The sequence below is a fragment of the Streptomyces sp. NPDC104367 genome (genome assembly GCF_055583825.1).
On the sequence record NZ_JBVJND010000033.1, the window covers coordinates 63,472 to 89,071 of the forward strand.

A 25,600-nucleotide genomic window follows, 5' to 3' on the forward strand; every position below is an offset into this window, starting at 1 on the left:
GCGGCTCAGTCCGCCGGCGGCAGCTCGCCCGAGCCGCGGGTGATCAGCCGGGTCGGCAGCTCGATCCGCTCCGGCGCCATGAGCGTGCCGTCCAGCTGGCGGAAGAGCCGGTCGGCGGCCGTACGGCCGAGCAGCGCCGAGTCCTGGGCGACGACCGTGAGGCCCGGGTGCAGCAGATCGGCCAGTTCGATGTCGTCGAAGCCGACCAGCGCGACCGGCCGGGTCTGTTCGGCCAGCACCCGGATCACGGTGACCGTCACACGGTTGTTGCCCGCGAAGATCGCGGTGACCGGGGAGGGCCCGGTCAGCATGGTCTCGGCCGCCCGGCGCACCCGCTCCGGGTCCGTCACGCCGAGCGAGTTCCACGCCTCCTCGACCGGTATCCCCGCGTCCTCCATCGCCGCCCGGTAGCCGCGCAGCCGCTCCGCCGCCGTGTGGATGCGGGGCATGTCGCCGATGAACCCGATGCGGCGGTGGCCGTGCGCGATCAGGTGGGCGACGCCGTCACGGGCGCCGCCGAAGTTGTCGGACAGCACCACGTCGGCGTCGATCTTCCCGGCCGGACGGTCCACGAACACCGTCGCCACGCCCGCCCTGATCTCCGGCTCCAGGTAGCGGTGGTCGTCCCCGGCGGGGATCACCACCAGCCCGTCCACCCGCCGTGCGCACAGCGCGAGCGCCAACTCCTGCTCCCGTTCCGGGTCCTCGGCGCTGGAGCCGTTGATCAGCAGGGCGCCATGGGCCCGGGCCACCTCCTCGACCGCGCGGCTCAGCGGGCCGTAGAACGGGTCGGCGAGGTCCTCCAGGACGAGACCTATGCTCGCGGTACGGCCCTTGCGCAGCACCCGCGCGCTGTCGTTGCGGCGGAAGCCGAGCGCGTCGATCGCCTCCTGCACCCGGCGCTCGGTGTCCGGGGTCACCCCGGGCTCGCCGTTGACCACGCGGGACACCGTCTTCAGGCCCACGCCGGCCCGCGCCGCCACGTCCTTCATCGTCGGCCGGGTCCCGTAGCGGGATCCGGGAAGACGGTCTGCGCGGCGGGAGGTTTCGGGCACGATGCGGCGTCCTGTCCTGTCGTCCACGGGATGCATGGGCTCGCGGGGTGGTGTCTGGGCTCCTGGGTTTGTATCAGGGATACACAGACCCGTGGGTTTGTATGAGGATGTGGCGTCGAGCATAGAGCCTGGACAACGTTGTCAGATGCGAGGGAGACTGTCCACCGCACTCCCCGGCCGGCGCCCCCACCGCCTGACCGGGCTGTTCCTTCACTCGACTACTCATGGTTGACGGGGAGATTTGACTCTGATGCACACCGACCTCGTGGCGGCCATCGACATCGGCGGCACCAAGATCGCCGGCGCACTGGTGGACGGTCACGGACGGATCCAGGCGCGCGCCCAGCGCGCGACGCCCGCCCAGCAGGACGGCGAGACGGTCATGGGGGCCGTCGAGGAGGTGATCGGCGAACTCGCCGCTTCACCCCTGTGGGGACGTGCCGGCTCGCTCGGCATCGGCAGCGCGGGCCCGGTGGACGCCTCCGCCGGCACCGTGAGCCCGGTCAACGTGCCGGGCTGGCGGCACTATCCGCTCGTCGAGCGGGTGCGCGCCGCGGCCGGCGGACTGCCGGTCGAGCTGATCGGTGACGGCGTCGCCATCACGGCCGCCGAACACTGGCAGGGCGCCGCCCGTGGCCACGACAACGCGCTGTGCATGGTGGTGTCGACAGGCGTCGGCGGCGGCCTGGTGCTCGGCGGCAAGCTGCATCCCGGGCCGACGGGCAACGCGGGCCACATCGGCCACATCAGCGTGGACCTGGACGGGGACCCCTGCCCCTGCGGTGCGCGCGGTTGTGTCGAGCGCATCGCGAGCGGGCCCAACATCGCCCGGCGGGCGCTGGAGGGCGGCTGGCTGCCGGGACCGGACGGCGACACCTCGGCGGCGGCGGTGGCGGAAGCCGCCCGGGCCGGCGACCCGGTCGCGGTGGCCTCCTTCGAGCGGGCCGCGCAGGCGCTCGCCGCCGGGATCGCGGCCACCGCGACCCTGGTGGAGATCGACATCGCGGTCATCGGCGGCGGCGTGGGCAAGGCGGGGGACATCCTCTTCACGCCGCTGCGCAAGGCCCTCACCGACTACGCGACCCTCTCCTTCGTGCAGCGGCTGACCGTCGTACCGGCCCAGATGGGCACGGACGCGGGTCTGGTCGGCGCCGCGGCGGCGGCGCTGGCCCGCAGGCCGGACGCGACGGCGGCCGGGGTCTGAGACCCGGCCGCGGCCGCGGCACCGCAGGAACGTTCAGTCCGGTCGGCCGGGGGTTCAGGTCCGGCCGACCGGACCGACGCCTGCTCAGCGGCTGATCCGGGCGTCCGCCCAGTCCGCGTGGTCGGAGGCGACGCCGTCACCGCCGTCGGTGACGACGAGGCGGACCACCTGCGCGCCGGTGACGTCGGCGGTGGGCGGCCGGGCGGGCATCGCGGTGGTCGGCACACCGGTCGAGGCGGCCTCGGTGCCGTCCGCGCGGACCTCGAAGGGGACGGTCCGGTCGGCGCCCTCCTCGTCGTCCACCCCGACGTCCGCGTCGCGTTGGGGCAGGGCCCAGCAGTCGTCCGGGCAGAACACCGGCGGGACCTGGCCGGTGAGGTGTCACGGTGCGGGACGGAACTCGTGGACGACCTCGATCGGACCGACGATGTGCGCGTTGAACTCGTCCAGTTCCCCGGCCGGTACCCACAGCTCCAGGATCGTGCTGCCGCCGGCCTGCCGGACCGGGTAGCGGCCGGCGAACTCCGTGTCGACCGCGAAGCGGGTGACGAAACCGGCGCCGTCGTGCCGGACGTTCCAGTCCCTGGCGATCCTGATCGCGTAGTCCTCGTCGAGCACCGGGTAGAAGATCGGCTGCCCGGGCAGCCGGGGCGGCCAGGCCCGCCACTCCAGCTCGCGCACCAGGTCGAGCTCCACGGGGCCGGTGGGGCGCCAGAGGGTCGTGGTGGGTCGCGGGCTGGTCATGGCGTACGGCTTCCTGTGCGCTCGGGGCCGCGGACGGCGGCGGGTCGGGGCCCGACGGTACCGCCGCGGCGACGGCCCGGACCACCCGGTTTCCGGCGTCGGGCGCGCCGCGTTGCTCCGCTCGCGGGTCCGGCCGTGACCCCGGGCCGTCCCCGCAGTTGAGACGGGCATGAAGAAGCGCAGCATGCTCGCCATCGCCAGCCTGGCCACCGGATTCGTCGTGGCCGCCATCACCCCGTCGCACGCCGCCGACAACGGCCCGCTCGGCGACCTGAACGTCTCGGACACCCTGGAGCACGTCGACCACGTGGTGAGCCATGACAGCTTCCAGACCGACGAGGGACTCCTGGGGCAGGAGTAGCCCGCCCGGGCGGGAGCGAGCCGAGGTGCCGGTGTTCCGTCGAGGGGACACCGGCACTCCGTCTGCGCGCCCTCAACGCGAACTGGTTTCCGTGGCAGTGTGGAGCGGGCAAGCCACAGGGGGCCAACAGAAGAGGGGGAGTCCGTGATCGTCTGGGTCAACGGTGCGTTCGGTGCGGGTAAGACCACCACCGCACGTGAACTGGTCGAACTGATCCCGAACAGCACGCTCTTCGACCCCGAGACCGTCGGCGGGGCACTGACGCACCTGCTGCCGGCCAAGCACCTCGCCGAGGTCGGCGACTTCCAGGACCTGCCGATCTGGCGACGCCTGGTGATCGACACGGCGGCCGCGATGCTCGCGGAGCTGGGCGGGACCCTGGTGGTTCCCATGACGCTCCTGCGCCAGGAGTACCGCGACGAGATCTTCGGCGGTCTCGCCGCCCGCCGGATCTCCGTCCGGCATGTCTGCCTCACCCCGGCCGAAACGATACTGCGCGAGCGGATAGCGGGGCGGGAGATCCCGCCCGAGCTGCCCGACGGGGAGATGCGGATCCGGCAGTGGTCGTACGACCGGATCGAGGCCTACCGCACCGCCCTCGCCTCCTGGATCGGCGCCGACGCCCATCTGGTCGACACCAGCGGGCTCAGCCCGTACGCGACGGCGGTGCGCATCGCCGAGGCGGTGGGGAGGGGGGAGGTGGTGGTGTGCGACATCGTGCAGACCCCCGAACCCACCGCCGAGACCGTCGCCGCCGGCGTCCTGCTCTTCGACGAACAGGACCGCGTCCTCCTCGTCGACCCCACCTACAAGGCCGGCTGGGAGTTCCCCGGCGGCATCGTGGAGCCCGGCGAGGCCCCCGCCCGGGCGGGAGTGCGCGAGGTCGAGGAGGAGACCGGGATACGGCTGGAGGAACCGCCGCGACTGCTCGTCGTCGACTGGGAGCAGCCCGCCCCGCCCGGCTACGGCGGACTGCGGCTGCTCTTCGACGGGGGCCGGCTCGACTCCGCCGCGGCCGGGCGGCTGGTGCTGCCGGGGCCCGAACTGCGCGGCTGGCGCTTCGCCACCGAGCAGGAGGCCGCCGAGATGCTGCCACCGGTGCGCCACGAACGGCTGCGCTGGGCGCTGCGGGCCCGGGAGCGCGGCGCGGCGCTCTATCTGGAAGCCGGTGTCCCGGTCGGTTGACATCACCTGACTGACTGTCAACTCAACTTGTTCTTGGTGTAGTTGGCGCCGACTTTGGCATTTCCCGGCCATGTGTAGGGGACTTTGCACGGGGCGGAAGGTTCCTAGGGCAAAACGAGGGTGAATTGAAGCCGTCCCGGTATGAACAAGAACGTGAAGGAGGTACACAAAGGTTCTACCGTCGGTGCGCAGCTCAACTTCCTCGCGGCCGCTGGCCGCCGTGCACGGACCGGACATCCACCGGTCGAAGGAGGGACATGCGCGCGCACTCTTCGACCCTCACAAGGGGACTCGCACTGACCGCCGGGCTCGTCCTGGCGCTCGCCGCCTGCAGCAGCAGCGGAGGAGGCGGCGGGGGCGGTGGCGGCAAGGGCACCTCGGCCGGACTCACCTCCTGCTCCACCCAGGGCAAGGCCGACACCTGCAACTCCGGTGCCACCAAGGCCGGCGGCACGTTCACCTACGTCATCGAGAAGAACGTCCAGCAGTGGAACGTGCAGGACACCAACGGCAACACCTTCGAGAACGCCGAGGCCCTGAGCCCCGTCCTGCCGCAGGTCTACATCCCGCAGCCGGACTTCAGCGTCAAGCTCGACACCGACCTGGTGACCTCCGCGACCCAGACGAGCGACAGTCCGCAGACCATCGTCTACAAGATCAACCCCAAGGCGTCCTGGAACGACGGCACCGCGATCACCGCCGACGACTTCGTCTACTACTGGCGCACCAACGACGGCAAGGACTGTCCGCCGCCACCGGCCAGTGACTCCACCCAGACCAAGGGCTGTCTGCCGGAGAGCACCGCCGGCTACGACCGGATCAAGTCGGTCACCGGATCCGACAACGGCAAGACCGTCACCGTGGTGATGGCCAGACCGTACGCCGACTGGAAGTCCCTGTTCGGCGCCGGCTACCCGTTCTACCCGGCGCACGTCGCCGAGAAGGTCTCCGGTGCGACGGCGGGCGACGCGGCGCACATGACGGCCGCTCAGATGACCCAGGGCTGGCAGTACTTCCAGAAGAACCCGCCCACCAAGTACGCCACCGCGGGCCCGTACAGGATGACCGAGTGGGTGGACAACGACCACGCCACCTATGAGCCCGACCCGAAGTGGACGGGCAAGAAGGCCACCCTGCAACGGCTGATCTTCAAGGTCATCTCGGACGCCACGCAGGAGCCGATCGCACTGCGCAACAACGAGGTCCAGGGCATCTACCCGCAGCCCGAGGTCGACCTCGTCAACCAGGTCAAGGCCATCCCCGACGTCACCTACACCATCGGCAGCGGGCTGACCTGGGAGCACTTCGACCTCAACCTGCACAACCCGGTGATCGGCAAGTACCTGGCCCTGCGGCAGGCGATGTTCACGGCCATCAGCGTCAAGGACATCATGGCCAAGACGGTCGCCCAGTTCGATCCCGGCGTGAAGCAGCTCTACAACCACAACTTCGTCCCGGGCACCGCCGGTTACCAGGACGTGGTCAGCGCCAGCGGCCAGGGCTCGGGTGACCTCGCCAAGGCCAAGAAGTACCTCACCGACGCCAAGTTCACCGGGGTCGGCACCGCACTGAAGACCCCGGACGGCAAGACCGTCGGACCCTTCAACTGCCGCTACACCACCGGCAACCAGATCCGGCAGAGCGAGTGCCAGATCCTCCAGAGCGACCTCGCCGGCCTCGGGATCAAGGTCACGATCAAGCCCATCGGCGCCGCCGACCTCGGCACGGTCCTGGCCGGACACCAGTACGACATCATCGTCTTCGCCTGGGTCGCCTCACCCTTCGCGATCAGCGGCGCCCAGCAGCTGTGGACGACCGGAGCCGGCGGCAACTACGGCGGCTACAGCAACAAGAAGGTCGACTCACTGATCAGCACGGCCATCGGCGAGACGGACCAGAGCAAGGCCGCAGCCCTGCTCAACCAGGCCGACCAGCTCATGGTGAACGACGCCTACGTGCTGCCGCTCTACCAGAAGCCGACCTTCCTCGCGGTACAGACCCGGTTCGTGAACATGCGCAACAACTCCACCAACGTCGGACCGCCGTACAACGTCGGCGAATGGGGCCTCAAGAAGTAACCCCAGCGACCCGGCCGGACCGATTCCCGGCCCCGGTGACCCCGGGGCCGGGCCTCCGCGAGAGAAGACCGCATGCTCGCCTACACCGTGCGCCGCATCCTCGTCTCCATCCCCGTCCTGATCGTCTCGACGTTCATCGTCTTCCTGGTCGTCATCAACTCCGGCGACCCCGTGGCCAACTTCGCCACCTCCCGGCAACCCCCGCCCAGCAAGGCGGCCGTGGCCGCCTTCGCCCGGCACATCCACGCCGACCAGCCCGTCGTGGAGCGCTACTGGAACTGGATCACCGGTGTCCTGCACGGCGACTGGGGCCCGTCCGTACAGGCCAACCTCGACATCGGCCACGACCTGTTCACCCGCTTCCGGGTCACCGTCACCCTGGTCGCCGCCGCCATGCTGCTCGCCCTGGTGATGTCCGTGGTCTTCGGCGTGTTCAGCGCGATCCGCCAGTACAGCGCCGCCGACTACACCATCACCTTCCTCGGCTTCCTGTTCCTCGCCATGCCCGTCTTCTGGTTCGCGGTGCTGCTCAAACAGGCCGGCATCTGGATCAACCAGGAGACCGGCAGCCAGTTCCTCGGCACCATCGGCGAGAAGTCCCCCTACCTCGAAGTGGACACCACCTGGAACGAGTTCACCGACCGCATCGGCCATCTCCTGCTGCCCACGGTCACCCTCGCCCTGGTCTCCTTCGCCTCCTGGACCCGCTACACCCGCGCCTCCATGCTCGAAGTGCTGGACAGCGACTACGTCCGGCTCGCCCGCGCGAAGGGACTGCGCCGCGGCAAGGTGCTCACCCGGCACGCCCTGCGCACCGCGCTGATCCCGCTCGCCACCGTCACCGCCCTCGACATCGCGATCATCCTCGGCGGAGCCGTCATCACCGAGACGATCTTCCAGTGGCACGGCATGGGCGAGATGCTCGTCCAGGCCGCCACCACCCTCGACGTCTACCGGACCATGGCCTGGCTGCTGCTGTCCGCCGTCGTCGTCATCGTCTTCAACCTCTTCGCCGACCTCCTCTACGCCGTACTCGACCCGAGGATCCGCTATGACTGACATCGGGGCACTCGGGCCGACCGGCACCCAACCGGCCGGGACGGACCGCGAGTTCACGGTCCGCCGGCGCTCCCAGACCCAGCTCGTGCTGCGCCGCTTCCTGCGCCACCGGGCCGCGATGACGAGCCTGGTCGTCTTCGTGCTGATCGTGCTGTGGGCGTTCATCGGCCCGCACTTCTGGCACTACTCGTACACCAGGTTCACCTCCGACAACTCCCAGCCGCCCTCCTGGAAACACCCGTTCGGCACCGACTCGTCCGGCTACGACGCCTACGCCCAGGTGATGCGCGGCACCCAGACCTCCCTGAAGATCGCCATCCTCATCGCCCTCGGCTCCACCCTGGTCGGCGCCGTCTGGGGCGCGGTCGCGGGCTTCTACCGGGGCTTCGTCGACGCGCTGATGATGCGCGTCGCCGACCTCGTCCTCACCCTGCCGCTGTTCGCGATCGCGCTCGTCATCTCCTCGCGCAGCGGCGGCTCCTGGTACTGGATCGCCGTGGTGATCGCCGGACTGACCTGGGCCTACGTCTCACGCGTGGTGCGCTCGTCGGTACTCTCGCTGCGCGAGAAGGAGTTCGTCGAGGCGGCCCGGGCGCTCGGCGCCTCGGACACCCGGATCATCTTCCGGCACCTGCTGCCCAACGCGCTCGGCCCGATCATCGTCAACGCCACCATCCTGGTCGCCACCGGCATCCTCACCGAGACCGCGCTGTCCTTCCTGGGCTTCGGCGTCCAGCCCCCCGACACCTCCCTCGGGCTGCTGGTCGCCCAGGCACAGACCGCGGTCGACACCCGGCCCTGGCTCTTCTACATCCCCGGCGCCTTCATCATCGCCATCGCCCTCACCATCAACTTCATCGGCGACGGCCTGCGCGACGCCTTCGACCCCCGGCAGCAAAGGGTGCGACAGTGACCGCCACCAGCAACGGCATCGGCCCCCTGACCGGCGGGGGAGAGGAGTCCGGCGCTGTCCTCGAAGTCGAGGACCTCGCCGTGGAGTTCCCCACCGAGGACGGCACCGTCCGTGCCGTCCGCGGCGTCGGCTACCGGCTGGAGCGGGGCGAGGCCCTCGGCATCGTCGGCGAGTCCGGCTCGGGCAAGTCGGTCACCGCCCTCGCCGTCATGGGACTGCTCCCCGGCTCGGCACGGGTGCGCGGCTCGGTGCGGTTCGAGGGCACCGAACTCCTCGGCATGTCCGACGCCCGTCTCTCGGACGTCCGCGGCAGCGGCATCGCCATGGTCTTCCAGGACCCGATGACCTCCCTCAACCCCGTCTACACGATCGGCTACCAGATCGCCGAGACCCTGCTCCGGCACAACCCCCGGCTCGGCCGACGCCCGGCCCGCGAACGCGCCGTGGAACTCCTCGGCACGGTCGGCATCCCGAGCCCCGAACGGCGCGTCGACAGCTACCCGCACGAACTGTCCGGCGGGATGCGCCAGCGGGTCGTCATCGCCATCGCCATCGCCAACGACCCGGACGTGATCATCGCCGACGAACCCACCACCGCCCTCGACGTCACCGTCCAGGCCCAGATCCTGGAGGCACTGGAGACCGCCCGCGCCGAGACCGGCGCCGCGCTCGTCCTGATCACCCACGACCTCGGCGTGGTCGCCGGCCACACCGACCGGGTCGCCGTCATGTACGCCGGGCGGATCGTGGAGACCGGCCCGGTGGAGGACATCTTCTACACCCCGCGGATGCCCTACACCCTCGGCCTGCTCGGCTCCCTGCCCCGCCTGGACCGCGAGGAGGCCCGCCTGACCCCCATCACCGGCTCCCCGCCCTCGCTGCTCAACCTGCCACCGGGCTGCCCCTTCGCCCCCCGCTGCCCGATGCGCCGGGAACCGTGCGACAGCACCGAACCCGCCCTGCGGTCGGCCGGCTCCCCAACCCACCGCAGCGCCTGCCACTTCGCCGACGAGCTCGTCGGCACCGCGGCCGGCGAGGTCTTCGACGCCGTCGGCGCCGACACCGAGGCCCTGGCCCGGTTCGCGGACCTGGAGGACGATGCCCGATGACCGCTCCACTGCCCCCGCTGCCCGGCCACGGCGGCACCGGCGACCCCGTCCTCCAGGTCCGCGACCTGGTCAAGCACTTCCCGGTGATGTCCAAGGGCGTCGTCCGCCGCCGGGTCGGGGACGTGCACGCCGTCTGCGGCGTCTCCTTCGACCTCCACGAGAACGAGACGCTCGGCCTGGTCGGCGAGTCCGGCTCCGGCAAGACCACCGTCTCCCGCACCCTGCTCAACCTGGAGAGCGCCACCTCGGGCACCGTGCACTACCGGGGCCGCCTGCTCACCGAGCTGAGCAGACGTCAGATGCGGCCCGTGCGGCGCGAGCTGCAGATCGTCTTCCAGGACCCCTACGCCTCCCTCGACCCCCGGATCTCCGTCCACGAGATCGTCGCCGAACCCCTGCGCATCCACGGCCGCTACGGCCCCGGCGCGCACGACGAGGTACGCGAACTGCTCCGCCTCGTCGGCCTCAACCCCGAGCACGGCAACCGCTTCGCCCACGAGTTCTCCGGCGGACAGCGCCAACGCATCGGCATCGCACGGGCGTTGGCGCTGCGCCCCAAGGTGATCGTCCTGGACGAGCCGGTCTCCGCACTGGACGTGTCGATCCAGGCGGGCGTCCTGAACCTGCTGATGGACCTCCAGGCCGAACTCGGGCTCTCCTTCCTCTTCGTGGCCCACGACCTCTCCGTGATGCGCCATGTCGCGGGCCGGGTCGCGGTCATGTACCTGGGCCGGCTGGTCGAGATCGCCCCCGCCCGGCAGCTCTTCGCCCGCCCCGCGCACCCCTACACCCAGGCCCTGGTCTCCGCGATCCCGCTGCCCGACCCGCGCAAGGAACGCGCCCGCACCCGCATCACCGTCCAGGGCGACGTCCCCAGCCCGGTCCGCCCGCCCAGCGGCTGCCGGTTCCGCACCCGCTGCCCCAAGTTCGCGAACCAGCTCACCGACACCGAACGCACCGCCTGCGTCGAACGGGTGCCGGACCTCGTCGACCGGGGCGGCGGCAACCCGGTCGCCTGCCACTACGCGGAGAACGTCCGGCTGCTGTAGCCGTCCGGGTACGGAAACGGGGTCAGCCGGTCCTCCTCGGCCAGCCGCCGGCAGAACACCTCCATGCCCACGGCGAGCGGGGCGTGCCGGACCAGCAGTTCGGCAGCGGCCCGGGGAACACCCTCGGGCCGCTGCCCGCCGGCACAGGCCCGCACGAACTCCGCACGCTCCGCGCCCCGGTACCCGTACAGGGCGGTGACCAGCCAGATCACCAGGAAGTAGGCGGTGTACACGCGGTCGTAGTGCCGATGCCCGTCGAAGAAGTCCCGCTCGTCGGCAGCCAGCTGGAAACGGTCGCTGAGCGAGAGCCCGAAGTCGGTGAGGTACAGCCGCCGTCCGTCGGTGAGGATGTTGCGGAAGTGGACGTCCATGTGCACGAGCCGCAGCGCCCCGAGGCCGGACGTCAGCTCCGCCAGCTGCCGTGCCACCAGGTCGCAGGCCGCGTCCGCCCGGTCCGTGCGCAGCTCGGCGTCGAACCAGTCGTGCAGGGTCGCCGGGAAGTGCTCCAGGAACAGGGCCAGGCTCGCGGAGGCGTCCCGCAGTCCCTCGACGCGCTCCCGCAGCCCCCTGGAGCCGCCCCAGTAGGCCACCGCCCGGTCGACGTCCGCGAGTTCGTCGGGCAGCGGGTGCCCCGAGTCGGGCAGGACCCGCCAGCCGTGCAGCAGCGGGAAGCCCGGGAAGCCGCCCGCCAGCACCCGGTTGGTCGTCGCGGTGTGCAGGGCCAGCTCCCGCCAGGCGCCGAACCCCGGACCGCCGACGGCCCCGACGCCGTAGTGGCAGTACGGCGGCAGCCCGAACAGGTTCGCGGTGGAGCGGGCGTACCGCGGGTCGCGCTCCCGGTCGGTCAGCGGGACGCGCTTCACGAACACCTGGCTGCCGCCGACCGTGATCCGCCCCGCCCTGCCGCCGATCCCGGCACCGAGCGGTTCGCCCGCCGCGACCAGTCCGGCCAGCTCGGCGTCGCCCGTCATGGCGAGGGCGGTCGCGATGTCGGCGTGGGCGGCGATACGGCGCGCGGTGTCGGTCATGCCCCCATGGTCACCGCGGCGACCCGCAGGCGTCCGCCGATTCCCGCAGCACCCGGGACGCGCGGGCCGTCACCGGATCACCGTGGGCCGGCACCTCGGCACCGCTCGGCGCGGCGAACTCGGCCGCCCCGCCGACGTGGTCCTCGTGGAAGCGGGCCGGCACGACCCGCCGTACGCGCGCCGGTGACCGCGCCGGCGATGCGCCGGCCCGAGCCGGGCGGACCCGCGTCGGCCGGCGTCGAGAAACCGGACTCCGGGTCGTGCCGTGGACAGGCCTGACCGACCGGGAAACGCGGCGGACGCGGCCGGGGGAGCAGCTCGACGACGTCCATGCCCCGACCGCAGGAGGACCCCCGTCCGGGGACGAGGGCCCTCCTGCGGTCGGCGGAGCGGTTCAGCCCGCCGCGTAGTTCCGCAGGAACAGCGCCTCCGCCACCGACAGACGCTCCAGCTCCTCGGGGGAGACGCTCTCGTCGACCGCGTGGATCTGCGCCTCCGGCTCGCTCAGGCCGATCAGCAGGATCTCCGCCTCCGGGTAGAGGCCGGCCAGCGTGTTGCACAGCGGGATGGAGCCGCCCTGCCCGGCGTACTGCATGGTCTCGCCCGGGTAGGCGACCGCGAACGCGTCCGCCATCGCCTGGTACGCCGGGCTGCCGGTGTCCGCACGGAACGGCTGGCCCTGGCCGACCGGCTCGGTACGCACCCGGGCACCCCACGGCGTGTGCGCCTCCAGGTGCGCCTGGAGCAGCTTGCCCGCCTCGGCCGCGTCCACGCCCGGCGGCACCCGCAGGCTGACCAGGGCACGCGCGCCGGCCTGCACCGACGGCGTCGCGCCGACCACCGGCGGGCAGTCGATGCCGAGCACCGTGACCGCCGGCCGGGCCCAGATCCGGTCCGCGACCGAGCCGTCGCCGATCAGCCCGACGCCGTCCAGCACCTTCGCGTCCCCGCGGAACTGCTCCTCGTCGTACTCCAGCCCCTCCCAGCCCTGCTGCGGCGCGAGCCCGTCGACGGTCGTCGAACCGTCCTCGGCACGCAGCGAGTCCAGGACCCGGATCAGCGCGGCCAGGGCGTCCGGGGCGGCGCCGCCGAACTGACCGGAGTGCAGATTGCCCTGAAGGGTGTCGATCTGCACCCGGACCAGCGTCATCCCGCGCAGGGTGGTGGTCACGGTCGGCAGCCCCACCCGGAAGTTGCCCGCGTCGCCGATCACGATCGCGTCCGCCGCCAGCAGCTCGGGGTGCTGCTCCGCGTACCGCTCCAGACCGCCGGTGCCCATCTCCTCCGAGCCCTCGGCGACCACCTTGACGTTGACCGGCACACCGCCGTTCGCCTTCAGCGCGCGCAGCGCCAGCAGGTGCATGAGCACGCCGCCCTTGCAGTCTGCGGCACCGCGCCCGTACCAGCGGCCGTCGCGTTCGGTCAGCTCGAACGGCGGGCTGGTCCAGGCCGCCTCGTCCAGCGGCGGCTGCACGTCGTAGTGCGCGTACAGCAGGACCGTCCTGGCCCCCTCGGGCCCGGGCAGGTAGCCGTACACCGACTGGGTGCCGTCCGGGGTGTCCAGCACGGCGACGTCCACGAAGTCCTCGGCGCGCAGCGCGTCGGCGACCCAGCCGGCCGCGCCCTCGCTCTCGCTTCTCGGGAACTGGGTGAAGTCCGCCACCGACTTGAAGGCCACCAGCTCGGCGAGCTCCGCCTTCGCCCTGGGCAACAGGGCGGCGACGGTCTCGGCGACCGGATTGGACGACATGGGCACGCTCCTCGTGGGTGCGACGTTGGAACTCGTGAGTGGACCGATCCTCCCACAGTGGCCTGCGACGATCTCCGCCGTAGGATGCGGGGGGACAGGTGACAGGTGTCGGCCTACGGACGGACGGGGCCTGGCCCACGGCTTGAATACGGCTTCTACTTGACACGGCTACTACGGCTTGATCGGAGCAGCGGACCATCGTGAGCGGCGAGAACTCTTCGGCGGACGACGTGCAGCAGGTGTGGGACGTCGTCGTGGTGGGCGCGGGACCCGCGGGGGCCTCGGCCGCCTATGCGGCTGCCGTCGCGGGACGGCGTGTGCTGCTGCTGGAGAAAGCCGAGCTGCCCCGCTACAAGACCTGCGGCGGCGGCATCATCGGACCTTCACGCGACGCACTGCCGCCCGGCTTCGAGCTGCCCCTCAAGGACCGGGTGCACGCGGTCACCTTCTCCAACAACGGACGGTTCACCCGCACCCGGCGCTCCAAGCAGATGATGTTCGGGCTGATCAACCGGCCCGAGTTCGACCAGCAACTGGTCGAGCACGCCCAGAAGGCGGGCGCCGAACTGCGGACCGGCGCCGCCGTGCAGCGCGTCGAGCAGCACGGCTCGGCCGTCCCGGACCGGCGCACGGTCGCCGTCGTCCTCCAGGGCGGCGAGACCCTGCTGGCCCGCGCGGTGGTGGGCGCCGACGGCAGCGCCAGCCGGATAGGGGCCCACGTCGGGGTGAAGGTCGACCAGGTCGACCTCGGCCTGGAGGCGGAGATCCCGGTGCCGGAGACGGTCGCCGAGGACTGGAAGGGGCGGGTCCTGATCGACTGGGGTCCGATGCCCGGCAGTTACGGCTGGGTCTTCCCCAAGGGCGACACCCTGACCGTCGGGGTGATCTCGGCGCGCGGTGAAGGCGCCGCCACCAAGCGCTACTTGGAGGACTTCATCGCCCGGCTCGGCCTGGCCGGCTTCGAACCGAGCATCTCCTCCGGCCACTTGACCCGCTGCCGGGCCGACGACTCGCCGCTGTCCCGGGGCCGGGTGCTCGTCTGCGGTGACGCGGCGGGCCTGCTGGAGCCGTGGACCCGCGAGGGCATCTCGTTCGCGCTGCGCTCGGGGCGGCTCGCGGGGGAGTGGGCGGTGCGCATCGCCGAGGCCCACGACGCGGTGGACACCCGCCGCCAGGCGCTGAACTACGCCTTCGCCGTCAAGGCCGGACTCGGCGTCGAGATGAGCGTCGGCAAGCGGATGCTGGCGGCGTTCGAGCGCCGTCCGGGTCTGTTCCACGCGGCCCTGACCGGCTTCCGCCCGGCCTGGCGGGCCTTCAAGGAGATCACCCAGGGCAGGACCACGCTCGGCGAGCTCATGCGCTCCCACCCGCTGGCCCAGCGCGCCCTGACCGCGTTCGACCCGGGGCCGGCGGCCAAGGACCAGACGGCCCCCGAGGACCCGGACCCGGCGGAGGAGGACGCGGTCACCCCGTGACGGCGATCCGGAAGACCGGGTGGTCGGGGGCGATACGGCGCAGGTCGGCGTCGGGCGAGTCGGGGCCGACCCCGTCGAAGAAGACGCCGACCTCCGCCTTCCAGCGCTTCAGGTAGGCCCGGAGCAGGTCGACCTTGTCGTCGTCGGCCACCTCGGTGGTGGTGAACGCGTCCACGTTCTTTCCGAGCCGCAGTTCACCGCCGCCGGCGGCGCGCATGTTGTGGGTCCACTGGACGTGCCCGCGCGGCGCGAGAAGGTACTGCTGCCCGTCCACCGTCAGCAGGTTCACGGGGGTGGTGCGCCACTCGCCGCTCTTGCGTCCGCGGACGGCGAGGACGCGGGAACCCCAGACGCTGATGCCGCGACGGGTCAGCCAGGACACGGCCCGGTTGAGGACGTTGACGGTGAACCAGCCGGGCTTCTGGACGTGTGCCGACATGACGACCCCCACAGGTTGGGAGAGCGGTGCTCTCGCTTGAGAACAGTGTGCGGGAGATCGGTGTTCCATTGCAAGAGCGGTGCTCTCTTTTTTGAGCGGTGCACTTGCTTGCGCCCGGTGCTCGCGTATGTGAGCGCCGCTCCACAACAAGTGCGCCGCTCCGAATGGTGTGCACCGCTCTCTCTGCGTGGCAGACTCATTCCCATGACCACCGCACAGGGCGCCCGCGCGCGAGCCAGGCTGGAAGTCACCGCCGCCATCAAGGACGAGGCGCGCAGACAGCTCGCGGCCGAGGGCGCGGCCAAGCTGTCGCTGCGGGCCGTGGCGCGCGAGCTCGGCATGGTCTCCTCGGCGCTCTACCGCTACTTCCCCAGCCGGGACGACCTGCTCACCGCACTGATCATCGACGCCTACGACTCCCTCGGCGAGGCCGCCGAGACCGCGCACGCCGCTGTCGCCGACGCCGCCCCCGCGCAGCGCTGGGTCACCGTCTGCGAGGCGGTGCGAGGCTGGGCGCTCGCGCATCCCCACGAGTACGCGCTGATCTACGGCTCGCCGGTGCCCGGCTACTCGGCGCCGGACACGACCATCCCGCCGGCCGCCCGGGTCGCCCTCGTGCTGATCGGCATCCTCCGCGACGCGTTCGAACGGCGCGGCCTGGCCCGTACCCCCGTACCCGCCGAACTCGCACCCGAGGCCCGCCGGATGGCCGGCGAACTGATGCCCGACCTGCCGCCCGAGACGGCCGTGGCGATGGCCGCCGCGTGGTCGCAGCTCTTCGGGCTGATCGGGTTCGAACTGTTCGGTCAGTTCAAGGGGGTCGTGGAGGACCGGGAGCGGTTCTTCCGGCACGCGGTCGCCCAGCTCGCGCACGGGGTGGGCCTCGTCCTCCCGTGACGGGAACCGCCGGACGGGGCGGCGGACGCGTCCGGGCCCCGGGTCACGACGTGACCTTGTCCAGGAACGCGGCGAGGTTCGCCACCGTCCGCCGGATCTTCTCCTCCGTCGTCAGCGACTCCGGCATCCGGCCGCCCACGCCCGCGTCCCGCTTGCCCCGCACGTACAGCGAACAGGCGAGGTCGCTGCAGAGGTAGGCGCCCACCGAGTTGCCCTGCTGCCCGGCCTTGCCCGCCTTCGCGGCGACCATCAGCGAGACGCCCCCGGTGTGCGTGGTCAGGCAGATCGAGCACATGCTGCGCCGGTTCTGCCGGGACGAGGGGCTCGGGCAGCGCAGCGCCACCGCCCGCGCGTGTCCGTCCAGTTCGGCCACCAGGTAGGCGCGGTCCGGCGCCTGCGGATCGCGCCAGCCGAAGTAGTCCAGGTCGTCCCACGGCCGTTCGCCCAGGTCGTGCGGTACGGACAGGCGCTTCGCCGCGCCCTTGCTGCAGTTCACGAACGCGGCCCGGATCTCTTGCTCACTCAACTGCTTCATAAACTGCACGCTAATTTGCCTAATAGGTTTAGGCAAACGCATAATCGGTTCAGGCTGAGAGCTGACGGAGTCGATGGACGAGAACGCGGGGAAGGCGAGGCCGGTGGCGCGAGCGGGACTCAGCACCGAACGGCTGGTCCGGGCGGGAGCCGAGCTGGCCGACGAGGCCGGCTTCGACCAGGTGACCGTGTCGGCGCTGGCCAGACGGTTCGACGTGAAGGTCGCCAGCCTGTACTCGCACGTCAAGAGCTCCCAGGACCTCAGGACCAGGATCGCCCTGCTGGCGCTGGAGGAGATGGCGGACCGGGCCGCCGACGCGTTGGCCGGCCGGGCCGGCAAGGACGCCCTGTTCGCGTTCGCCGACGTCTACCGCGACTACGCCCGCGCCCACCCCGGCCGCTACACGGCGGCCCGGCTGCGCCTGGACCCCCAGACCGCGGCGGCCAGCGCCGGCGTGCGGCACGCGCAGATGACCCGCGCGATCCTGCGCGGCTACGACCTGACGGAACCGGACCAGACCCACGCCGTCCGCATGCTCGGCAGCGTCTTCCACGGGTACGTGGACCTGGAACTCGGCGGCGGCTTCAGCCACAGCGCCCCCGACAGCCAGGAGTCCTGGAACCGCATCCTCCACGCCCTCCACGCCCTCCTGAGCGACTGGCCCACCCCCTGACACCGCACACCACCCGACCGTTTCCCCAGGCACCCCAGGCACCCCAGGCACCCCAGGCAGAGGCGAGGCAGAGGCGATGAACACCGCCCACCACGGCAACAGCGACCGGCACGACGGCACCGACCACCACGGCACCTCCTGGATCACCACCCCGATCACCGCGGACCTGCTGCGCGGCGCCCTCGACCTGGAGCGCACGGAGCACGGCCTCCTGCCGCACCGGCTCCCCGCCCGGGCCCGCGCCCAGTGCGCCGACCCGCAGCTCGCCAACGTCGAGGCCCAGACCTCCGGCGTACGGCTGGTCTTCCGTACCCGTGCCACCGCCGTGGAACTGGACACCCTCCCCACCAAGCGGCTCTACGTCGGCGGCCCGCCCCGTCCGGACGGCCTGTACGACCTCCTCGTCGACGGCTCCCTGACCGCACAGGGCGTGGTCACCGGCGGCAAGGTCGAGGCCGTCGACATGGGTGCCGGAACCACGGAGCTGCGCCCGGGACCGTCCGGCACCCTCTCCTTCGCCGGCCTGGCCGAGGGCGAGAAGGACGTCGAGATCTGGCTGCCGCACAACGAGATCACCGAGCTGGTGGCGCTGCGCACCGATGCCCCGGTCGCCGCCGTACCCGACCGCGGCCGCAAGGTCTGGCTGCACCACGGGAGTTCCATCAGTCACGGGTCCGACGCGGCGAGTCCCACCGCCATCTGGCCCGCGGTCGCCGCCGCGCTCGCCGGAGTCGAACTGGTCAACCTCGGCCTGGGCGGCAGCGCCCTGCTCGACCCCTTCACCGCCCGCGCCGTCCGGGACACCCCCGCGGACCTGATCAGCCTGAAGCTGGGCATCAACGTCGTCAACACCGACCTGATGCGGCTGCGGGCCTTCGGCCCCGCCGTCCACGGCTTCCTCGACACCGTCCGCGAGGGGCACCCGGACACCCCGCTGCTCGTCGTGTCGCCGATCCTCTGTCCCATGCACGAGGACACCCCCGGCCCCACCGGCATGGACCTCGACGACTTCGGCGCGGGCCGGGTCACCTTCACCGCCGAAGGGGATCCGGCCGAGCGGGCGTTCGGAAAGCTCACCCTGAACGTGATCCGCGACGAACTGGCCCGGATCGTCGCCCAGCGCGCAGCCGAGGACCCGCACCTGCACTACCTCGACGGCCGCGCCCTCTACGGCGAGGCCGACGCCTCCGAACTCCCCCTGCCCGACCGGCTCCACCCCGACGCGGCCACCCACCGCCGCATCGGCGAACGCTTCGCCGGGCTGGCCTTCGCGAACGGCGGGGCGTTCACGGACGGCGGGGCGCGCGCGGGGGACGGTGGGGGAGCGGGTGCGCACGGCGGCGAGGGGGCGCGTGTGGACGGCGGCGAGGGGGCGCGTGCGGGCGACGGCCGCTGAGCCGGCGGCGGGCCCTGTCACTGGGCCCGGGCGGTGGCCGAGGGCCGGTCGCCGTCACCGTCCGGGACCAGCACGACCTTCCCGGCGACCGTGCCCGACTCGGCGAGCCGCAGGGCCTCGGCGGCCCGGGTGAGCGGCAGCCGGGCGGCGATGTGCGCGGTGACCTCGCCGCGCTCCAGTGCCTGGAACACCTGGGTGAGGTCCTCGCCCAGCCGGGCCCGGAACCGGTCCTTGCCCAGGGCGCGGCCCGCCCAGACGTTGAAGAAGCACGCGTGCCTGCCGTTGGGCAGCGCGTTCCACATCCACATGCGGCCGAGGATCTTCATCACCGGCCACTGCTTGGACCCCGTGTCGTCCCGGGTGGTGGCGCTGCCGTAGGAGACGAGGGTGCCGCCCGGGGCGAGGAGCTTCCAGGAGTCGACGACGCTGCGGCCGCCGAGGTGGTCGAAGACGGCGTCGACACCACCGGGGGCCAGCTCACGGACCCGGGCCGGGACGTCCTCGGCCCGGTAGTCGACCGGGGTCACGCCCATCGCGCGCAGCGCGTCGTGGTGACGTGCGGACGCCGTGCCGATCACGCGCAGGCCCGCCGTGCGCGCCAGCTGGACGAGGACCGTGCCGACCCCGCCGTTGGCGCCGTGCACCAGGATCGTGCCGCCGGTGCGCACCCGCGCCTTGCGGTGCAGCATCTGCCAGGCCGTGATGCCGTTGAGGACCAGCGTCTCGGCCTCCGCCGCGCCGACACCGGCGGGCACCTCCACGGCGTCGGCCGCCTCCACGACCACGTGACTGGCCCAGCCGCCGACCTTGACCAGTGACGCCACCCGCCTGCCGACGAGCCCGGGCGACACGCCCTCGCCGACGGCGGTCACCGTGCCGACCAGGTCGTAGCCCGGGACGAAGGGGAAGGGCGGCTGGTCGTAGTAGCGGCCGCGGCGCATCTGCTGTTCGGCGAAGGAGACGCCGGTGGCCTCCATGCGGACGACGATCCGTCCGGCGCCCGGGGCCGGGATCTCCCGGCGCTGGACGCGGAGCGCCTCCGGCTCCACGACGCCCGGCAGGACGACCTCCACGAGCTGGGTGCTGCCGGCGGTTTCGGTGGTTCCCATGACGACCTCCATGCGTAAGTCCATTCGCGACCGGGAGAGCTTCTCACTTGCGTTAGAAGCTATAACTAAAATGACGGACCGTCGCGCTAGTGTCAAGCTCTCGCGATTTGGCTGGTCGTTGCGTTCGTTAGAAGTGCTCTCGAAAGTGATAGCTTGAAACGAAATGACGGATTGGCGAGACGGCGGGACGAGGGGAGCGTGACGGCCATGGCGGCACACCCGAACGCGGGCGCAAAGGCGGGCGGCGGCGCGGCCGGAGGCGCGAGCGCGGAGGCGACCAGCCCCCGTGAGCGCTACCGGACCCAGGTACGGGCGGACATCAAGTCGCGCGCCTGGGACCAGATCGCCCGGTCCGGCGCCTCGGGCCTGTCCCTGAACGCGATCGCCAAGGAACTCGGGATGAGCGGCCCCGCTCTCTACCGCTACTTCGGCAGCCGGGACGAACTGATCACCGAGCTGATCCGGGACGCCTACCGCAGCCTGGCCGACACCTTCCGGGCCGCCGTCGCCGAGGGCGCGGGCATCGACGGCCTCGCGCGTGCGCTGCGCCGCTGGGCGCTCGACGACCCCCAGCGGTACTTCCTCGTCTACGGCACCCCGGTCCCCGGCTACCACGCGCCGGACGACATCACCGGCATCGCGCAGGAGATCATGGCGGCCCTGCTCGACGCCTGCGTGGCGTCCAAGCCCCAGGCGCCGCTCTCCGCCGACTTCACGGCGCACCTCGCGCAGCACCGGCAATGGGCCGGTGAGCACCCCGCGCCGCCGGCCGACCTGCGCAGGGCGCTGGCCTGCTGGACCCGGCTGCACGGCGTGCTCTCCCTCGAACTCGCCGGGCACTTCACGGGCATGGGCTTCGACCCGGACCGGCTGTACGAGGCCGAGGTGGCGGAACTGACCTCCGGCCCCTGAGCGTGCCCGGCGGCGCCCGCGTGCGGCGCCCGTCTCGTCCAGCAGTTGCTGCGCGGCAGGTCCGACAACGGCCCCGGCGTCGAACGCCAGACCCGCAGCAGGGGTTCAACCCTGGCGAACCGGCCCGCAGTCCGGCCCGCAGTCCGGCCCGTGGTCACCGTCTCTCGTAAGTCCGCACAACTCGAGTCCGCGCAACTCGCGATGATCAACGGCGGCCGCACCCGGGTGCGCGCCCCTGAGGTCGGCCGTCCGGCCAGGAAAGCAAACGATGATCGCCACCGTTCTTGCCGTCGTCGGGACGCTCCTCGGATCGGTTGTCACCGGTACCTTCCAGCACCTGGCGGCCGGTCGCGCCGAACGCGCAGCCGCCGCCGAGCAGTTGCGCCGCGACCGACTCGACGCGGTGACCGCACTCGCCTCAGCCGCGGCTCCGACCACCGTCGGGCCTTGTGGATGCGTGGGGAGGCTCGGCTGCGCGGCGCCGGCGACGTCGAGCCGGAAGAACTGCGAGCCAGGCCTCATGTCACACGCTCCGCCATCACCCGCCCCCTGGTTGCGCTGCGGCTCCTCGTGCCCGACCCGGCTGTCCACACCACCGCACAGGCGATGGTCGTCGCCACATACGACCTGGTCGATGCCGCCACGGGCATCGAGGAACTGACCGCGGCGCAGGACACCGCACGCGCCGCCCACGACCGCTTCATCGACGCCGCCGCCGCGTACTTCAGCGCCCACACCTGACAGCGGCCGACCGTATCTCCCCGCCTGGAGTACCAGGCGGGGAACCGCTCCGGCCCCGCACGCACCGCGTACTTCGCGCACCGCTCACCGCCGAAGGGTGCTTTCGCCTCCCCCGATGCCGATGCCGATGCCGATGCCGATGCCGATGCCGATGCCGAGGTCGGAGCGCCTCAGCGCGAGTTCTCGTTCCGATCCTCCTCGGCCGTCCGCTCCGTGCGGCCGGTGGTCAGCCAGGTGGACAGGGCTGTCAGGGCGGCAGGAGCGATGGCGTGCCCGCCGGGGTCGCGGCGGGCGGTGGCGCGGGCGCCGGAACCGTCGGTCACGTACGACCAGGTGCGGTCGAGGAGGTCGCGCGGGATGACCTGGTCGTGCTCGCCCTGCGCGACGAAGACGGACGCGCCGTCCAGCACACCCGGCCCGGTGTCCAGCCCGGCGTCGAACGGCAGCGTGCCGTAGAGCACGGCCGTACCGGCGTAGCGGTGCGGGTCGTCGAGCAGGAGTCCGCCCGCGAAGGCGGCGCCGCCGCTGAACCCGACCAGGAAGACCGGCCGGCCGGGCGCTGCCACGGTGTCCAGCCAGCCCCGGAACCAGTCCATGGTCTCCCGCAGGGACTCGGCGACGGGCCGGCCGATGCCCCGGTTGGCGAACCAGGCGAACCCGCCGTGTTCGGCGAGGGGCGCGCGGACCGCCGCGTACTGGAAGCCGGTCGGCAGCGCCTGGGCCAGGGTGATGATCTCGCTCTCCCGGGAGCCGCGACCGTGCAGGAGAACGACGAGGGGCCCGTCGGGGTCGCCCTGGGTCGCGACGACGGGCGGGGTGGTGAGGGTCATGGAACGGCTCCGGATCGGAGAAGGAGAGGGGGAGGAAGCGGGGGACGGGGGAGAGGGGCCGGGAGGGGGCGGGACGCGGAGGGCCGGGCGGCCCCGGGGCGGGGCCGCCCGGCTGTGACGGGTGTCGGTCAGTTGCGGATGAGGAGGACCAGCCCCGCGATCGCCGCACCGAGGACGACCGCCGCCACGCCGTGGAGCAGGCGGTGGGAGCGCAGGACGGGCAGCAGGCGGTCGACGGCGATGCGGCCGGGGCCGGTCAGCGCCAGGCCCGCGGCGACGGCGGCGAAGAGCAGCTCGTACTCGACGCCGTTGGGGGCGAAGAAGCCGCCGCCCCACTTCACGGCCATGGCGTTGATCATCGTGCCGAGCACGGCGGCGCCGGACAGCGGGGTGAGGAGGCCGAGGACCAGGCCGAGGCCGCCGAGTGTCTCGCTGAGACCGGCGACCAGGGCCATGGTCTTCCCGGAGGGGTAACCGCTCATGGCGAAGAACTGGCCGGTGCCGTCCAGTCCGCCGCCGCCGAACCAGCCGAACAGCTTCTGGGCGCCGTGCGCTGCGGCGGTCAGCCCCAGGGTCAGGCGCACGATCAGCAGGCCGACGTCATAGGCGTGCAGCGGCGCGGGGGCGGCGACGGACGGGGTGGTGGAGCGTGGGGGATTGAGGGTGGACGTCATGGGGCCCTCCTGTGGTGCGGAAGTTTTTGAAGATTCAAGCGCAATCGACCATACCTAATGCGTGAAACTTCAACAACGCGGGCCGCTCGTGGCACCGGGAGACGTGCGACACCCCGTGGGTACGGGGCGATCAGTCCCGTACCGGCACGCGCTCGGCCTCCGCCGCCGTGGACCTGGCGACCACCACCGACGCCCCGCCACCCCGGCGGCGCAGGCCCGTCACCGTGATCAGCAGTCCGGCCAGGGCCACACCCGTGACCACCATGAAGCCGGGGCGGTAGCTGTCCAGAACCGCCTGCGGGGTCGCGTGGGCCGGGGTGCCCGCGGTGACCACGGCGGTCACGATCGCGAGGAAGACCGCGCCGCCCACCTGCACCGAGGTGTTGAGGAGGCCGGAGACCATGCCCTGCTCGTGGTCGTCCACCCCGTTGGTCGCCTGGATGTTGAGCGAGGGGAAGACCAGGGCGCAGGCCGCGCCGATCAGCAGCATCGACGGCAGGATCACCGCCGCGTAGACCGGGTTCAGGTCGACGCGCAGGAACAGGGCGTAGCCGAGGACCATGAACGCGAAGCCGGCCGCTATCAGGCGCGGGGTGCCGAAGCGGTCGACGATCGCGCCGACCTTGGTCGAGGACACGGCGACCAGCGCGCCCGCGGGCAGGAAGGCCAGCGCGGTGTGCAGGGCCGACCAGCCCAGCAGGGACTGCATGTAGAGCGTGGTCAGGAACTGGAAGCCGACGTACGAACCGAAGAAGGCGACCGCGCCGAGCTGGGCGCGGACCTGGCTGCCCGAGCGCAGCACGCCGAGCCGGATCAGCGGGCCGGGGGAGCGGCGTTCGACCTGGACGAAGACGGTCAGCAGGGCGGCGATCGCGAGGAAGGACAGCAGGGTGCGGGCCGAGGTCCAGCCTGCCTGCGGGGCCTCCACCACCGTGAACACCAGCAGCAGCATGGCGGCGGTGCCGAGGACGGCGCCGGGGATGTCGTAGCCGTCGTGGTCGCGTTCGCGGTCGCTGCGGGGCAGCAGCCGGAGCCCGGCGAGGAGCGCGACCAGGGCGATCGGCGCGGGCAGCAGCATGGTCAGGCGCCAGCTGGCCTCGGTGAGCAGGCCGGACAGCACCAGGCCCATGGAGAAGCCGGTGGCGGCGCAGGTGGTGTAGATGGAGAGGGCGCGGTTGCGCAGCGGGCCCTCCGGGAACGTGGTGGTGATGATCGACAGGCCGGCCGGGGCGGTGAACGCCGCGCTCAGGCCCTTGATGAAGCGGCTGGCGATCAGGAGCGGGCCGGAGTCGACGAGGCCGCCGAGCAGCGAGGCGAGCGCGAAGACGCCGAGGGCGGCGAGGAACACCTGGCGGCGGCCGAGCAGGTCCGCGGTGCGGCCGCCGAGCAGGAGCAGACCGCCGTACCCCAGGATGTAGCCGCTGACGATCCATTGCAGGGTCGCGGTCGACAGGTGCAGGTCGGAGCCGATCGACGGCAGGGCGACGCCGACCATCGAGACGTCGAGGGCGTCCAGGAACATCGCGGCGCAGAGCACCAGCAGGGTGCCCCAGAGGCGGGGGGTCCAGCGCCCCTCGAAGGCGGGGACGGTGAGCGGAGAGGTCATGGCCCCAGACACTACATGCATGTGCATCGAATGCAAGCGCATTTAATTACGATGCAACGATCTGGCTTCTCTGCTACGGTGCCGGGATGGCGGGATTGAAGCCCGAGCAGGTGCTCGTGGAGCAGTGGCGGGACATCCTGGCTCTGCACGCCCGGACCCAGTGCGAACTCGACCGCGCGCTGCACGGACACGGCCTGTGCGCAAGTGACTTCGAGGTCCTCGACCTGCTCTCCGACGACCGTGCCGCGGACGGCGCCTGCAGCTTCCGGGTCCAGGAGATCGCCGAGCGGGTGCACCTCAGTCAGAGCGCGCTGTCCCGGCTGATCGCCCGCCTGGAGAAGGACGGGCTGGTCGAGCGGGCCATGTGCGCGGAGGACCGGCGGGGCGTGCGGGTGGCGCTCACCGGGAAGGGGCGCACCCTGCACGGCGAGGTGCTGCCGGTGCAGCGTGCGGTACTGACCCGCATGCTGGCCGCCGAGCCGGACTGAGCCCGGCCGCAGGGCCGTTCGGACTCGGATTCCCGACTTCTCCCGCCGCCGGGCGGCCAGTTCGGGATCGCCGGCCGCCTTCGGCACCGGTACCCGGCTCCACAGCACCGGGTACAACCGGTCGGCCCTCCGCCTCGCGGCCGCAGGCACGGGTCCCGCCGCACGTAGCGGACTCGGCCGGACCCGGTCCCACGTAGCGGACTCGTCGGACCCGGGGCCGCCCCCAGTCATGCCCGGGGCCATACCTCGCCATGCCCGGGGCCGCCCCCCGCCACGCCCGGGGCCGGTTC

25 protein-coding genes and 2 pseudogenes are annotated in these 25,600 nt (G+C 72.0%); 15 read left to right on the top strand and 12 right to left on the bottom strand.

All coding sequences use genetic code 11. From position 1 onward, the window contains the following. Positions 1–5: 5 nt before the first annotated feature. Positions 6–1,091, bottom strand: a complete 1,086-nt coding sequence (locus tag ACZ619_RS36540) for a LacI family DNA-binding transcriptional regulator (protein ID WP_469608474.1) — start codon at positions 1,089–1,091, stop codon at positions 6–8. A 214-nt stretch (positions 1,092–1,305) separates the two neighbouring features. On the opposite strand from ACZ619_RS36540, the gene ACZ619_RS36545 reads away from it, so the two are divergent. Next, a complete protein-coding gene (locus ACZ619_RS36545) occupies positions 1,306–2,259 on the top strand; it encodes an ROK family protein (RefSeq protein WP_469608477.1) in 954 nt (317 codons plus the stop codon). 84 nt (positions 2,260–2,343) lie between these two features. Here ACZ619_RS36545 and ACZ619_RS36550 read toward each other — a convergent pair. After that, positions 2,344–2,574: pseudogene (locus ACZ619_RS36550) on the bottom strand (NPCBM/NEW2 domain-containing protein); the annotation flags it as partial. A gap of 66 nt (positions 2,575–2,640) precedes the next feature. Next, entirely contained in the window at positions 2,641–3,003 is a 363-nt protein-coding gene (locus ACZ619_RS36555) for a hypothetical protein (RefSeq protein ID WP_469608480.1), read from the bottom strand. A gap of 169 nt (positions 3,004–3,172) precedes the next feature. On the opposite strand from ACZ619_RS36555, the gene ACZ619_RS36560 reads away from it, so the two are divergent. From ACZ619_RS36560 to ACZ619_RS36590, 7 genes are all read left to right on the top strand, one after another. Continuing rightward, entirely contained in the window at positions 3,173–3,364 is a 192-nt protein-coding gene (locus tag ACZ619_RS36560) for a hypothetical protein (RefSeq protein WP_469608483.1), read from the top strand. Positions 3,365–3,508: 144 nt separating this feature from the next. Then, entirely contained in the window at positions 3,509–4,549 is a 1,041-nt protein-coding gene (locus ACZ619_RS36565) for an NUDIX hydrolase (RefSeq protein ID WP_469608485.1), read from the top strand. A gap of 257 nt (positions 4,550–4,806) precedes the next feature. Further along, positions 4,807–6,627, top strand: a complete 1,821-nt coding sequence (locus ACZ619_RS36570; protein ID WP_469608488.1) for an ABC transporter family substrate-binding protein — start codon at positions 4,807–4,809, stop codon at positions 6,625–6,627. Between the two features lie 72 nt (positions 6,628–6,699). Next, positions 6,700–7,686, top strand: coding sequence for an ABC transporter permease (locus ACZ619_RS36575; protein ID WP_469608489.1), 987 nt, complete (start codon positions 6,700–6,702; stop codon positions 7,684–7,686). Further along, complete coding sequence (locus tag ACZ619_RS36580) at positions 7,679–8,599, top strand: ABC transporter permease (RefSeq protein ID WP_469608492.1); 921 nt, start codon at positions 7,679–7,681, stop codon at positions 8,597–8,599. Before ACZ619_RS36575 ends, ACZ619_RS36580 begins: the two co-directional genes overlap by 8 nt. Beyond that, on the top strand, positions 8,596–9,708 hold the full coding sequence (locus ACZ619_RS36585; RefSeq protein WP_469608495.1) for an ABC transporter ATP-binding protein: 1,113 nt from the start codon (positions 8,596–8,598) through the stop codon (positions 9,706–9,708). The genes ACZ619_RS36580 and ACZ619_RS36585 overlap by 4 nt, the downstream gene beginning before the upstream one ends. Beyond that, complete coding sequence (locus ACZ619_RS36590) at positions 9,705–10,757, top strand: ABC transporter ATP-binding protein (protein WP_469608498.1); 1,053 nt, start codon at positions 9,705–9,707, stop codon at positions 10,755–10,757. The genes ACZ619_RS36585 and ACZ619_RS36590 overlap by 4 nt, the downstream gene beginning before the upstream one ends. Here the strand turns inward: ACZ619_RS36590 and ACZ619_RS36595 are convergent. The 3 genes from ACZ619_RS36595 to ACZ619_RS36605 all read right to left on the bottom strand — a co-directional run bounded on the left by ACZ619_RS36595 (position 10,730) and on the right by ACZ619_RS36605 (position 13,535). Continuing rightward, positions 10,730–11,785: a protein kinase family protein gene (locus ACZ619_RS36595; protein WP_469608500.1), complete on the bottom strand. Its 1,056-nt coding sequence runs from the start codon at positions 11,783–11,785 to the stop codon at positions 10,730–10,732. The genes ACZ619_RS36590 and ACZ619_RS36595 overlap by 28 nt on opposite strands. Before the next feature lie 10 nt (positions 11,786–11,795). Further along, the gene (locus ACZ619_RS36600; protein WP_469608503.1) at positions 11,796–11,948 is read right to left on the bottom strand and encodes a hypothetical protein; all 153 of its coding nucleotides are present in this window, start codon (positions 11,946–11,948) and stop codon (positions 11,796–11,798) included. A gap of 231 nt (positions 11,949–12,179) precedes the next feature. Then, a complete protein-coding gene (locus ACZ619_RS36605; protein ID WP_469608506.1) occupies positions 12,180–13,535 on the bottom strand; it encodes a M20/M25/M40 family metallo-hydrolase in 1,356 nt (451 codons plus the stop codon). 200 nt (positions 13,536–13,735) lie between these two features. Here ACZ619_RS36605 and ACZ619_RS36610 point away from each other — a divergent pair, with 200 nt between their 5' ends. Further along, the gene (locus tag ACZ619_RS36610; protein ID WP_469608508.1) at positions 13,736–15,010 is read left to right on the top strand and encodes a geranylgeranyl reductase family protein; all 1,275 of its coding nucleotides are present in this window, start codon (positions 13,736–13,738) and stop codon (positions 15,008–15,010) included. Here the strand turns inward: ACZ619_RS36610 and ACZ619_RS36615 are convergent. Continuing rightward, positions 15,000–15,449, bottom strand: a complete 450-nt coding sequence (locus ACZ619_RS36615) for a nitroreductase family deazaflavin-dependent oxidoreductase (RefSeq protein WP_469608511.1) — start codon at positions 15,447–15,449, stop codon at positions 15,000–15,002. The genes ACZ619_RS36610 and ACZ619_RS36615 overlap by 11 nt on opposite strands. 204 nt (positions 15,450–15,653) lie before the next feature. Here ACZ619_RS36615 and ACZ619_RS36620 point away from each other — a divergent pair, with 204 nt between their 5' ends. Further along, on the top strand, positions 15,654–16,346 hold the full coding sequence (locus tag ACZ619_RS36620) for a TetR/AcrR family transcriptional regulator (protein WP_469608513.1): 693 nt from the start codon (positions 15,654–15,656) through the stop codon (positions 16,344–16,346). Between the two features lie 43 nt (positions 16,347–16,389). On the opposite strand, the gene ACZ619_RS36625 is transcribed toward ACZ619_RS36620, so the two are convergent. Beyond that, the gene (locus ACZ619_RS36625) at positions 16,390–16,881 is read right to left on the bottom strand and encodes an FBP domain-containing protein (protein WP_469608516.1); all 492 of its coding nucleotides are present in this window, start codon (positions 16,879–16,881) and stop codon (positions 16,390–16,392) included. Between the two features lie 103 nt (positions 16,882–16,984). Here ACZ619_RS36625 and ACZ619_RS36630 point away from each other — a divergent pair, with 103 nt between their 5' ends. After that, entirely contained in the window at positions 16,985–17,554 is a 570-nt protein-coding gene (locus ACZ619_RS36630; protein WP_469608608.1) for a TetR/AcrR family transcriptional regulator, read from the top strand. A gap of 76 nt (positions 17,555–17,630) precedes the next feature. After that, a complete protein-coding gene (locus ACZ619_RS36635) occupies positions 17,631–18,950 on the top strand; it encodes a GDSL-type esterase/lipase family protein (RefSeq protein ID WP_469608519.1) in 1,320 nt (439 codons plus the stop codon). Positions 18,951–18,967: 17 nt separating this feature from the next. Here the strand turns inward: ACZ619_RS36635 and ACZ619_RS36640 are convergent, their stop codons facing one another. Further along, positions 18,968–20,071: a medium chain dehydrogenase/reductase family protein gene (locus ACZ619_RS36640; RefSeq protein ID WP_469608521.1), complete on the bottom strand. Its 1,104-nt coding sequence runs from the start codon at positions 20,069–20,071 to the stop codon at positions 18,968–18,970. Positions 20,072–20,266: 195 nt separating this feature from the next. Here ACZ619_RS36640 and ACZ619_RS36645 point away from each other — a divergent pair, with 195 nt between their 5' ends. Together ACZ619_RS36645 and ACZ619_RS36650 are read left to right on the top strand one after the other, a co-directional pair. After that, positions 20,267–20,971: a TetR/AcrR family transcriptional regulator gene (locus ACZ619_RS36645; protein WP_469608524.1), complete on the top strand. Its 705-nt coding sequence runs from the start codon at positions 20,267–20,269 to the stop codon at positions 20,969–20,971. Positions 20,972–21,239: 268 nt separating this feature from the next. Then, positions 21,240–21,712 (top strand): annotated as a pseudogene (locus tag ACZ619_RS36650) (hypothetical protein). Positions 21,713–21,882: 170 nt separating this feature from the next. On the opposite strand, the gene ACZ619_RS36655 reads toward ACZ619_RS36650, so the two are convergent. The 3 genes from ACZ619_RS36655 to ACZ619_RS36665 all read right to left on the bottom strand — a co-directional run bounded on the left by ACZ619_RS36655 (position 21,883) and on the right by ACZ619_RS36665 (position 24,822). Beyond that, positions 21,883–22,542, bottom strand: coding sequence for an alpha/beta hydrolase (locus ACZ619_RS36655; protein WP_469608527.1), 660 nt, complete (start codon positions 22,540–22,542; stop codon positions 21,883–21,885). Between the two features lie 128 nt (positions 22,543–22,670). Beyond that, positions 22,671–23,216 (bottom strand): DoxX family protein, encoded by a 546-nt coding sequence (locus ACZ619_RS36660; protein WP_469608530.1) that lies wholly within the window; start codon positions 23,214–23,216, stop codon positions 22,671–22,673. A 130-nt stretch (positions 23,217–23,346) separates the two neighbouring features. Next, positions 23,347–24,822: an MFS transporter gene (locus ACZ619_RS36665; RefSeq protein ID WP_469608533.1), complete on the bottom strand. Its 1,476-nt coding sequence runs from the start codon at positions 24,820–24,822 to the stop codon at positions 23,347–23,349. A gap of 86 nt (positions 24,823–24,908) precedes the next feature. Between ACZ619_RS36665 and ACZ619_RS36670 the strand changes: the two genes are divergently transcribed. Next, positions 24,909–25,310 carry a MarR family winged helix-turn-helix transcriptional regulator gene (locus ACZ619_RS36670; protein WP_469608535.1) on the top strand — a complete coding sequence of 134 codons (402 nt, stop codon included), beginning with the start codon at positions 24,909–24,911 and terminating at the stop codon, positions 25,308–25,310. Positions 25,311–25,600 lie beyond the last annotated feature (290 nt).